Source organism: Photobacterium alginatilyticum, from assembly GCF_009910675.1.
Lineage (GTDB): Bacteria > Pseudomonadota > Gammaproteobacteria > Enterobacterales > Vibrionaceae > Photobacterium > Photobacterium alginatilyticum.
Window position 1 is genome coordinate 104,423 of the sequence record NZ_RSEJ01000001.1, and the last position, 11,237, is coordinate 115,659.

At 48.4% G+C, this 11,237-nt stretch carries 8 protein-coding genes; 5 read left to right on the top strand and 3 right to left on the bottom strand.

Annotation, left to right across the window (positions count from 1 at the left end):
• Positions 1-46: 46 nt before the first annotated feature.
• A complete protein-coding gene (locus EIZ48_RS00445; RefSeq protein ID WP_160648183.1) occupies positions 47-532 on the bottom strand; it encodes a methylated-DNA--[protein]-cysteine S-methyltransferase in 486 nt (161 codons plus the stop codon).
• A gap of 203 nt (positions 533-735) precedes the next feature.
• On the opposite strand from EIZ48_RS00445, the gene rimJ reads away from it, so the two are divergent.
• Entirely contained in the window at positions 736-1,320 is a 585-nt protein-coding gene (rimJ, locus tag EIZ48_RS00450) for a ribosomal protein S5-alanine N-acetyltransferase (RefSeq protein WP_160648184.1), read from the top strand.
• 130 nt (positions 1,321-1,450) lie between these two features.
• On the opposite strand, the gene pyk is transcribed toward rimJ, so the two are convergent.
• Complete coding sequence (gene pyk / locus EIZ48_RS00455) at positions 1,451-2,896, bottom strand: pyruvate kinase (protein WP_160648185.1); 1,446 nt, start codon at positions 2,894-2,896, stop codon at positions 1,451-1,453.
• A gap of 418 nt (positions 2,897-3,314) precedes the next feature.
• A complete protein-coding gene (locus tag EIZ48_RS00460) occupies positions 3,315-4,169 on the bottom strand; it encodes a MurR/RpiR family transcriptional regulator (RefSeq protein ID WP_075766522.1) in 855 nt (284 codons plus the stop codon).
• A gap of 316 nt (positions 4,170-4,485) precedes the next feature.
• Between EIZ48_RS00460 and EIZ48_RS00465 the strand changes: the two genes are divergently transcribed.
• The 4 genes from EIZ48_RS00465 (at position 4,486) to fabV (ending at position 11,163) form a co-directional block, all read left to right on the top strand.
• Entirely contained in the window at positions 4,486-5,334 is an 849-nt protein-coding gene (locus tag EIZ48_RS00465; RefSeq protein ID WP_240152822.1) for an SDR family oxidoreductase, read from the top strand.
• Between the two features lie 1,326 nt (positions 5,335-6,660).
• On the top strand, positions 6,661-7,335 hold the full coding sequence (gene psrA / locus EIZ48_RS00470) for a TetR family transcriptional repressor PsrA (protein ID WP_160648186.1): 675 nt from the start codon (positions 6,661-6,663) through the stop codon (positions 7,333-7,335).
• 46 nt (positions 7,336-7,381) lie between these two features.
• Positions 7,382-9,658, top strand: a complete 2,277-nt coding sequence (locus EIZ48_RS00475; RefSeq protein ID WP_160648187.1) for an acyl-CoA dehydrogenase — start codon at positions 7,382-7,384, stop codon at positions 9,656-9,658.
• Positions 9,659-9,960: 302 nt separating this feature from the next.
• Positions 9,961-11,163 carry an enoyl-ACP reductase FabV gene (fabV, locus tag EIZ48_RS00480; protein ID WP_160648188.1) on the top strand — a complete coding sequence of 401 codons (1,203 nt, stop codon included), beginning with the start codon at positions 9,961-9,963 and terminating at the stop codon, positions 11,161-11,163.
• Positions 11,164-11,237 lie beyond the last annotated feature (74 nt).

Here is an 11,237-nt window from a genome sequence, read left to right on the forward strand (position 1 = left end):
TATACCTTAACGACTAAATATTAAAGGAGGCGTTGGCCTCCTTTTCTTATACGGGCTGCAATAATGTCAACTTGCCCGACTCGAGTGCCAGTAACTGCAGTGTCATATCTTGACCGTAGCGGCAATTGGTTTGCTGGTGGTTGTCTCCCTGGACCCGGTGACAGGGGATAATAATAGGGATCGGGTTGACGTTCCTGGCCATGCCGATGGCCTGCACCGCTGAGGGTTGGTGAATTTTATCGGCAATTTGCTGGTAAGAGAGGCATGTGCCAAACGGGATTTCGGTGATTGCTTGCCAGACTTGTTGTTGAAAGGATGTGCCTTGGGGGGCGAGGGAAAGGGTGAAGGTTTTGCGTTGTCCTTGAAGGTATTCCTTGAGCTGGGAGGTGAATTGTTGCATGAATTCCGGACTGTGTTCCCAGCTGGAATCAGGGCAAAAGCCACCGCTCCCTACTGTTAGTTGCCTGAGCCCCTGGCTGTCTGCAAGTAAATAGATTTTTCCTAATACCGTATCAAGGTAGTCATAATACATAATCAATCACTGTCATTTGAAGAATTACTACTTGGCGGAAGCGCTAGCTGATCCAATCATAGCTCAGAAAACCGTATACAAGTTGGCTTTGCGGGCAAAATGTTATGCTGGTCATTCATTTATGAAATGACTAAAAGTATGTTGTCGGCACGATGCGTGTGGTAACGTTTTATTATTGGGCCCTAATCGAAGGTGAGGTACTGTTGTTTCAGTCAATTATTAATCGTTCTCCGAGCATCACGGTGGATGAGCTTAAGGTACGACTTATCACCACAAGGGATGCTCCCTTGATTGCTGCCTACTATCAAAGGAACAGGGCATTTCTGCAGCCCTGGGAGCCGCTGCGCGAGGAGGCTTTCTTCACCGAGGCTGGCTGGGATAAGCGCCTCGGTCAGCTTGCGGAGCTACATAAGCACAAACTGGCATATTATTTCATTATCGTGAAACCGGGATCTGATGATATCTGCGGAGTGATCAACTACAGCAATTTGGTCAGACATCCGTTCTTTGCCTGCCATGTCGGGTACTCACTTGATGAGCGCTGCCAGGGGCAAGGAATAATGCGGAAAACGCTTGAGGCAACGGTGGCGTGGATGTTCGAGCAGCAGCATTTCCACCGGGTTATGGCTGCCTATATGCCGAGGAATCAAAAAAGTGCTGCGGTGCTCGATGCCGCCGGTTTTAGAAAAGAAGGTGAGGCGAAGGACTACTTGCTGATTAATGGCCGTTGGGAAGACCATGTTCTGACCTCGCGCATCAACCCCAACTGGATCCCGCCCAAGCAGTAACCGCCTGCAACAGGAATAATCCCACCTGGTTCATTATCTGAAAGGACGAGGACCAGATACAGCTTTCGCGTGCGTGTGGTCTTGTTCCCTCCCCATAAAGGGGAGGGGGGCGAACATGGTTGGGGAGAGTTTATTCCACTGTCAGAATACGCATGTTGTTGGTCGAGCCGACAATATCCATTTCGTCACCCTGAGTGATGATGACCAGATCGCCTTCTGTCAGGTAGTTTTGCTCTTTCAGTACCGCGATAGCATGTTTTGCCGCCGCCAGTCCGGCATCGCTGTCACGATCGAAATAGATCGGAGTAACACCCCGGTACAGGGCTGAACGGTTTAGCGTGCTTTCGTTGCGTGACATAGCATAGATAGGCAAACCAGATGATATACGTGACATCATCAGCGGTGTACGGCCTGACTCTGTCATGGTAATCATCGCCTTGACACCTTCCATGTGGTTGGCTGCATACATGGTAGACATGGCGATGGTTTCTTCCGACGAGGCAAACGTACGTGCCAGACGGTGGTTAGAGACGTTAATACTCGGCTCTTTCTCGGCACCGACACATACGCTTGCCATTGCCTTGACGGTTTCTTCCGGGTATTGGCCTGCAGCTGTTTCGGCTGACAACATTACCGCATCAGTCCCGTCAAGCACGGCGTTCGCTACGTCCATGACCTCTGCACGTGTTGGCATAGGGCTGGTGATCATCGATTCCATCATCTGCGTGGCTGTGATCACGGTACGGTTCAGGCTGCGAGCGCGGCGGATCAGTTTCTTCTGGACGCCGACAAGTTCCGGGTCGCCAATCTCTACACCGAGATCACCACGTGCAACCATCACGGCATCGGAAGCCATGATGATGTCATCCATTGCCTCGGTCGTCGCAACGGACTCGGCACGCTCAACCTTGGCTACCAGTTTTGCTTCCAGACCGGCCTCAGTCGCCAGCAGACGGGCGTACTTCATGTCTTCGCCGTTGCGCGGGAAAGAAACGGCCAGATAGTCAACTTTCATTGCCGCAGCGGTTACGATATCGGCTTTGTCTTTGTCGGTCAGCGCCTCGGCAGACAGGCCGCCGCCTTTTTTGTTGATGCCCTTGTTGTTGGACAACGGACCGCCTACAGTCACCTCGGTATGAACTTTGTTACCATCGACGGTTGTCACTCGTAGTTGAACACGGCCATCGTCAAGGAGCAGGATATCGCCCGGGATAACGTCCTTGGGTAATTCCTTATAGTCCAGACCAACGGCTTGCTGATCGCCTTCGCCTTTAGGCAGGTCGCTGTCGAGGGTAAATGTCTCGCCGATGGCCAGCTCGATTTTGTCGTCTTTGAAAGTAGAAACCCGGATTTTCGGACCTTGAAGATCACCAAGAATCGCGACATGTTTACCAAGCTTCGCGGCAATTTCACGTACAGTTTTAGTCCGCTGGATATGATCCTCAGGACTACCATGCGAGAAGTTCATTCGGACGACGTTGGCACCGGCTGCGATAATTTTCTCTAGATTGTTATCGCGATCAGTCGCAGGACCCAGGGTCGTCACGATTTTTGTACGTCTTAGCCTTTCAGACATTGGAAACTCCATCTTTATGTTGTGGAAGACAATGAAACGATGATTATTTGATAATCAAGCCACATTGAATGTGGATGAAACTTTACTACACGATAGCGCTTTACGGCGCTGTTCTCAATCAAGTAATTGTAAGAAACTACCAAGTCAAGATGAAAAGTTTATGAATAAATTTTCATTGTCATTCAAGCTGTTGTACTTGCTTCCCGAGGCCGCAAGAATTATCAGTCAGGCTGCTATGGCGTGAACTGATGCCATTCATACGGGCTTGCGGGGGATTGCTGAACTGTAATAAGTGTAGTGTGTTGCTCGTTGAGTTGAAGGACGTGTTGGTTGTCTGGGGAGCTGGATGAATAAAAAAGCATGAACCGGTTACGACTCATGCTTTTAGAGTATGTGGGCTGGTGGAGTGATGCAGCCGCTACGCGATGCCTTCTTTCGAGAAACGTGAGTCCTTCAGGGACTCTTTCACTCGCTTGAGGTTTTCGCGAAATCCGGCGCCTCGGCGTAGAGTAAAGCCGGTCGCCAGCACATCAATGACAGTCATCTGAACCACTCGGCTAGCCATTGGCATGTAGATGTCTGTATCTTCCGGTACGTCAAGACAGATAGAGAGCGAGCACTCACGATCCAGCGGCGAGTCTTTGGCTGTAATACCAATTACTGTTGCGCCGTTTTCACGTGCCATTCGGGCGATTTCTACCAGGCTCTTCGTGCGACCGGTATGCGAAATCATTACAACCACATCGCCGTCAGTGCAGTTGATTACACTCATGCGTTGCATAACAATATCATCGAAACAGACGATAGGAATGTTAAAGCGGAAGAACTTATTCTGGGCATCGTGGGCAACAGAAGCCGAGGCGCCGAGTCCGAAGAAAGAAATTTTCTTCGCTTGGGTCAGCAAGTCAACGGCACGGTTAACCTGCATCGGATCAAGGCTATTTTTGGCAACATCCAGGCAAGCCATGGTTGATTCAAAAATTTTCGATGTATAGGCGTCTGGCCCGTCGTCTTCTTCAACGTTACGATTAACGTAAGGTGTTCCGTTTGCAAGGCTTTGTGCGAGGTGCAGTTTAAAGTCCGGAAAACCTTTGGTATCAAGGCGACGGCAAAAACGGTTCACGGTAGGCTCACTGACATCAGCCATTTTGGCCAGTGTCGCAATACTGGAGTGAATCGCTGTCTGTGGTGACGCGATGATTACTTCAGCAACCTTACGTTCGGATTTGCTGAAGTTATCTAAGTTCTTTTGAATTTTCTCTAGGGTATTCATAGCGATTACCGCGCTTCGTTACTGAATTTCATTAGAGGCCTTCATGGGTTCACGAAGCCAATTTGGTGAAACTATACTACTTTTTATGGATATGCTCCTAGCAAATCGATGAATATAGCTTTTACTTTTTATTATAGTTTGACAGGGATCGAATTTTTCCTTTCAGTTCTGAAAAAATTTTTTAGAAAAATGCCTGTTATGCGCGAATTATGCGGGGATTTATGTTGTTTATTTTCATTTGTAAGGAATTAATTTACAGATCGAAATAAATAACCGTAGTTATTTTATGTCTTTTGTTGCATTTGAAGAGGGATCAATGATGAGGGTGAGTATATGCGGCTGCGGGTGGCTCGGGTTGCCTCTGGCAAAGCATTTGGTTCAAAACGGCTATGAGACATATGGTACCAGCCGGGATCGTAACCGGATTAGCCAGCTCGCTGCTGCCGGCATTCATGGTGTTGAATTATCGCTTCCGGTCGAAAACCCACAGGCTGAAAACTGCGATGGAAGACAGAGACAATATGCTGACTTTTTCAATACAGACGTATTAGTTATTAATGTCCCGCCCGGTCGGGGTGAAGGCGCTGATGCCGCTTTTGTTGCGAAGATAAAAAGCTTGTCGGCTGCCGCTCAGGCACATGGCTGCAAACGGGTAATATTCATCAGTACAACCTCCGTCTATGGCAGCGTCACAGGAGAAGTTACGGAATCTACGGTACCTGTGCCTGACACTGCGAGCGGCAAGGCGCATCGGTTGCTTGAACAGTGGCTTTATGAGCAATGGGGGGACAAGGTTGTTGTCCTACGGCTTGCAGGCTTGATTGGTCCGGGGCGTCATCCGGTTAAATTCCTGTCAGGCCGCACAGCGTTGGCTAATGGTGCCGAGCCTGTGAATCTGGTGCACCTTGATGATTGTATTCAGGCTATCAGCTGCGTGATTGCATGCTGGCCTGCTCAGTCAGTGTTACACCTGGCTGCGCCGAGTCATCCGTCACGGCAAGCCTATTATACCAAAATGGCGACGCTGGCAGGTTTGCCTTTGCCTGATTTTGCGCCTTCGGTTGTAGTGCAGGGAAAGGAGATCAACGCAGAGCAGACATTTGCTGTATTAGGGATCGCGGTGACACACCCCGATCTGATGGCGATGAGCCCCGAGTATGACTGATGTAACATAGAGGTAGCTTGGGTGTAGCAAAAATTACGCAAAAAAAAAGCGCTGAGAAAAGGCTCAGCGCAACATTCCATTATATGAATAGGAGTTTAAGCAGCAGTGGCAATCAATAATTACCTGCTCGAGATATGACCTTACATATACAGAGCCGATAACATTAATCTTACTTAATATGACTGTGCCAACTCAGTAAGGTTCAAAAAAAATTAAAAAAATAGTATCGGCTTTCTATAAGCGCTTTATTTACTTACAGTTAGTGTGTTTTATGGCCTGTTTTTAATGTGCACAGATGTAATTGACAGCGTGACTACTAATACATTTCAGAGTTGCTTCTGTCTTAATTACAAGAAGTGAGTAACATGTGAGAACGATGATCGTATTTCAAACTTGTTCACTAGGCAAAAAAAAGCCCGCTGAAAATTCAGCGGGTTAAATCCTTAACACAATTAGGAGTTTAGCAGCAGTGGCATTGTTGATTAATGAAAAGTGTTGGTTAACTCTCCATTAATGTGAATGTCATTAGTTATGACTGGCATAAAAAGGAATGGTTCAAAAAAAGATTCATTTTTTTTTGTTTTTTAATAGAGCTAAAACTCAATAGCTGCCGGAATGGTAGTAGCTAGAAGCAGTACTGGGTATATATCACGATGTATAAAAAAAGCCCGCTGAAATTCAGCGGGCAAAGGCTCTATTTACACAATTAGGAGTTTAGCAGCAGTGGCATTGTTAGATTAAAGAAAGAAGGCTTGCTTGGCGGCCAGCTAACAAAATAAGGTGTCTTTAATCTTAATGTCACTATATATGACTGATCGTTTTTGCGTTGGTTCCTTAAATTTCTAAAAATCTATCAATTTTTTTTAAGTGTCTGTATTTGTTGCTAGCAGCGCCACCAAGGGAGAGGAAAGCTAGGCTGCAGTCTCTGAGCGTTCGGCTGCCAGAATAAAGAAAGCCCATCTCCATTAGGTGACGGGCTCTGAAGAAAGTCTTCTAAGAAAAAGCAGTGGCATAATATATGACCTACGATCTGTTTTTTTGTTCCCGTTAAATGGCATTTTTTCTTATTATTTTTTCTCTGCTGCCCAAGTAAATATGCTTTCAACATTCTGGTGGTTCATTAGTTGTTGATTTAACAAGTTTTTAACCTAGTTGGAGGTGGTACTTCTCTTTTCTCATTCTTCAAAAATTGGCGATCAGCATCACAGACTGGCTGATTCACATGGGTTTTGAGTCCCAAATGACTCATTCGAATTTATTTGTGTCTTGTTAAAAATATTAATGAGATGTAAAGTTTAAACATGTGTTTAATACAGGTGAATGAAAATGGCGGGAAAAGGAGAAACCAAGAGCCGTATCCTTGATGCGGCAGAGCTGTTGTTTGCTGAACATGGCTTCAAGGAAACGTCATTGCGGACCATAACCAGTAAGGCCGGTGTTAACTTGGCTTCGGTAAATTATCATTACGGCGATAAGAAAACCTTGGTCAGAGCAGTGCTGAGCCGTTATCTGGAAGAGTTTATGCCTGCCCTGAAAGCCGAGCTGGAAGTGCTGCTGACACGTGACGATTTTTCAATGGAAGATGTCTTTCGTTGCGTGAAAACACCGTTGATCAACCTGAACGACTACCGTCAGAGAGGCGCGACAATCTTCATGTCTCTTATCGGCCGGGGGTATACCGATGTTCAGGGGCACCTCCGCTGGTTCATTCTGACCCGCTATGAAGATGTGTTGCAATTGTTTACCACGGCGGTATGCCGCGCCAACCCCTCTTTGGATCCCGAAACCTTATTCTGGCGATTGCATTTTACCCTGGGAGCTTCTGTTTTCACCATGGCCTCGACAACCGCCTTGTGCGAAATTGCCGAAAGTGACTTCTCCCGCACGGTAACGACTGAAGACTTGATTGAACGACTGGTGCCTTATCTGGCTGCTGGCGTTGCTGCACCTATTGAACAACCGCTCTTGCTTGTGCAAGAAGAGCCGACAGGAACACGATAAGTGACATAAAACCAATAACGACAAATGAGACAAAAGGACCTGAAACATGAGCACGTTAACCAACATGCGAAAACGCTACCTCAGTGATCCCGCATTTAAGATGTTTAAGAAAGTACTGCCGCCACTATCTGATACCGAACGCGAGGCCATGGAGGCCGGAAGCGTATGGTGGGATGGGGAGCTATTCAGTGGTTCTCCCAACTGGAATACGTTGCTGAACTACCCGAAGCCATCGCTCAGCGATGAAGAGCAGGCTTTTATCGACACCAAGCTGAAAACCCTGCTTGATATGCTTGATGACTACCAGATTGTTCAGGAAGACCGGGACTTGCCGCCTGACGTCTGGGAATACTTGCGTAAAGAAAAGTTCTTCTCATTAATCATTGGTAAAGAGTACGGTGGGTTGAATTTTTCCGCCCACGCCAACTCAACAATTGTTACCAGTATTGCGACCCGTAGCCTGAGTGCCGCAGTGTGTGTCATGGTGCCGAACTCGCTCGGCCCGGGTGAACTGCTGTCTCATTACGGTACTAAGGATCAGAAAGACTACTGGTTGCCACGTCTTGCCCACGGTGATGATATTCCATGTTTTGCCCTCACCGGACCGGAAGCGGGTTCTGATGCCGGCGGTATCCCGGATAAGGGAGTGGTCTGTTATGGCGAATATCAAGGCGAGGAAGTGCTGGGTATCCGCGTGAGCTGGAATAAGCGCTACATTACCCTGGCGCCTGTTGCTACCGTGCTCGGACTTGCCTTCAAGCTTCACGATCCGGATGGACTGATTGGCGATAAGACTGATATCGGTATTACCTGTGCGCTGATCCCTGCAGATCACCCGGGAGTCGATATCGGTGAGCGTCATGATCCGCTGAATCTTGCCTTTATGAACGGCCCGACCCGCGGAGAGGATGTCTTTATCCCGATGGATTGGGTCATTGGTGGTCAGGATTATGTCGGACGTGGCTGGCGAATGTTGGTGGAGTGCCTGTCGGCCGGTCGAGGTATCTCATTGCCGGCACTGGGTACTGCTGTCGGTCACCTGACGGCCAAAACCACCGGCGCGTACGCCTATGTGCGTAAGCAGTTCGGTATGTCAATTGGTAACTTTGAAGGGGTTGCCCAGGCCATGGGCCGTATCGGTGGCTATACCTATATGCTCGAAGCATCCCGCACCCTGACGACCAGCTCGCTGGATATGGGAGAAAAGCCGGGTATCGTGACCGCAATTGCCAAGTACCACATGACGGAAATGGCCAGGACAATCCTTAACGATGCCATGGATATCCACGCCGGGCGGGCTATTCAGTTGGGGCCGATGAACTACCTGGGTCACCATTATTTCGGTATGCCGGTGGCGATCACGGTTGAAGGGGCGAATATCCTGACTCGTAACCTGATGATCTTCGGTCAGGGGGCAACCCGATGCCATCCGTATGTCCTGAGTGAAATGGAGGCTGCGGCTAACCCGGATGCCGAACAGGGAGCCAAAGAGTTCGATACGTTGCTGTCGAAGCATATCGGCTTTGCAATTAGTAATGTGTCGAAATCCCTGCTTAACGCTTTCAGCGGTTCCCGCTTTAACCGATCACCGGTCAGCGGTGAAACGGCGGTTTACTACCGTCACTTGTCGCGGATGAGCCGGGCACTGGCTGTCGCTGCTGATTTTGCCATGCTGAGCCTGGGCGGTGAGCTGAAACGGCGTGAGCTGGTATCGGCGCGATTGGGTGATGTGCTTAGCCATTTATATCTGGCTTCGGCAACCTTGAAGCGGTTCGAGGACGAAGGTCGTCAGCAGGATGATTTGCCGATGGTACATTACGCGCTGCAGCACTGCCTGCATCAATGCGGTGTGGCCTTTGACGAAGTGCTGAGCAACTTCCCGCGCAAGGGCGTTGGTCGTCTGCTGCGCACTTTGTTGTTCCCGCTGGGGATTCGCTACCAGGCTCCGAAAGATGAGATTACGGTGAAGATTGCCGAGCTGTTAATGACTCCCGGTGCACATCGTGAACGCTTGACCCATATGTGCTATGTCGGCGAGAAAGACAGCGATCCTGTCGCGATTATGGAACGTGCCTTTATTGCCATGCACGGTGTAAAGGATATTGAGCGTAAACTTGCCAAGGCAACCAAGTCTGGTGAGATCCCGCGCAAGGTTTCGTTAACAGAGAAATTACAAATTGCCTTGAGTGCGGGGATCGTCACAGATCAGGATGTCGAAAAAATGCACAATGCTGACCAGCTAAGACAGAAAGCGATTCAGGTTGATCACTTTGCTGCTGCTCAGTTTAAAAAAGGTAGTTTGCAACCGGGAAAGGCTGCCTAAGAGCGATTGCTCTCTAACGAACGATAAACCTGGTGTCTCCCATGTGCCACGCAATTGCGTGGCACTTTTTTGTCTGTAATTTGCCGATCTCCCGCAATAGCATGATGAACTTCCTCCCTTCTTTTTTCACTTTTGCGACGACTACAGAGAGTGAAATTTGGTGCAAAAAACGGCAGTATGAGTCGAAAAGTGGTGATCAACACCTCCAACCACTACCCTTTTTAACGTTTACGCTCATAAATTTAATGCGAATTTGTCATTAACCTTTTATCCTACAGTCAACTATGTAAGGGAAGTTGAAAATGATCATCAAACCTAAAATTCGTGGATTTATTTGTACAACAACTCACCCGGTGGGTTGTGAAGAGAACGTAAAAGAGCAGATTGCTTACACCAAGGCTCAGGGCCCAATTGCTGATGCGCCAAAGCGTGTACTTGTTGTAGGTTCTTCAAGCGGCTACGGCCTGTCTTCTCGTATTGCTGCAGCATTTGGTGGCGGTGCGGCGACCATTGGTGTGTTCTTTGAAAAACCAGGTACAGAGAAAAAGCCAGGTACAGCAGGTTGGTACAACTCAGCTGCATTCGACAAGTTAGCCAAAGAAGAAGGCCTTTACTCGAAAAGCCTGAACGGCGATGCTTTCTCTCACGAAGCAAAACAAAAAGTGATTGATCTGATTAAAGAAGATCTTGGTCAGATTGATATGGTGGTTTACTCTCTGGCGTCTCCAGTGCGTAAGATGCCGGAAACCGGTGAAGTGATACGCTCAACCCTGAAACCTATGGGCGAGACTTACACTGCAACAGCCGTTGATACAAACAAAGACGTGCTGATTGAAGCGAGCATTGAGCCTGCGAACGAGCAGGAAGTGGCTGACACAGTAACAGTCATGGGCGGCCAGGACTGGGAGCTGTGGATCAATGCCCTGTCAGAGGCCGGTGTGCTGGCCGACGGTTGTAAGACTGTTGCTTACAGCTACATTGGTACCGAAATTACTTGGCCAATTTATTGGCACGGTGCGCTGGGTCAGGCGAAAATGGACCTGGACCGAGCAGCGACAGAGCTTAACAATAAGTTGTCTGCGACCGGTGGGGCGGCAAATGTTGCTGTACTGAAGAGTGTCGTCACTCAGGCAAGCTCTGCCATTCCGGTAATGCCACTGTATATCGCCATGGTATTTAAGAAAATGCGTGAAGAAGGCGTACACGAGGGCTGCATGGAGCAGATCCACCGTATGTTTACTCAGCGTCTATACAAGGCTGACGGTACAGCACCGGAAGTTGATGCAGAAAATCGTCTGCGTCTGGATGACTGGGAACTTCGCGAAGATATCCAGAAGCACTGCCGTGATCTGTGGCCAAATGTAACGAATGAAAACCTGTTTGAGGTTGCGGACTACCAGGAATACAAAGATGAATTCCTGAAGCTGTTCGGTTTCGGTATTGAGTCTGTAGACTACGATGCAGATGTGAACCCGCTGGTTGAGTTTGATGTAGAGAATATCTAATCAAGCTACCTTACCGGCAACACTAGAAAGACAAAAACCGCCCGAGGGCGGTTTTTTTGATTGGACTAGCTTGT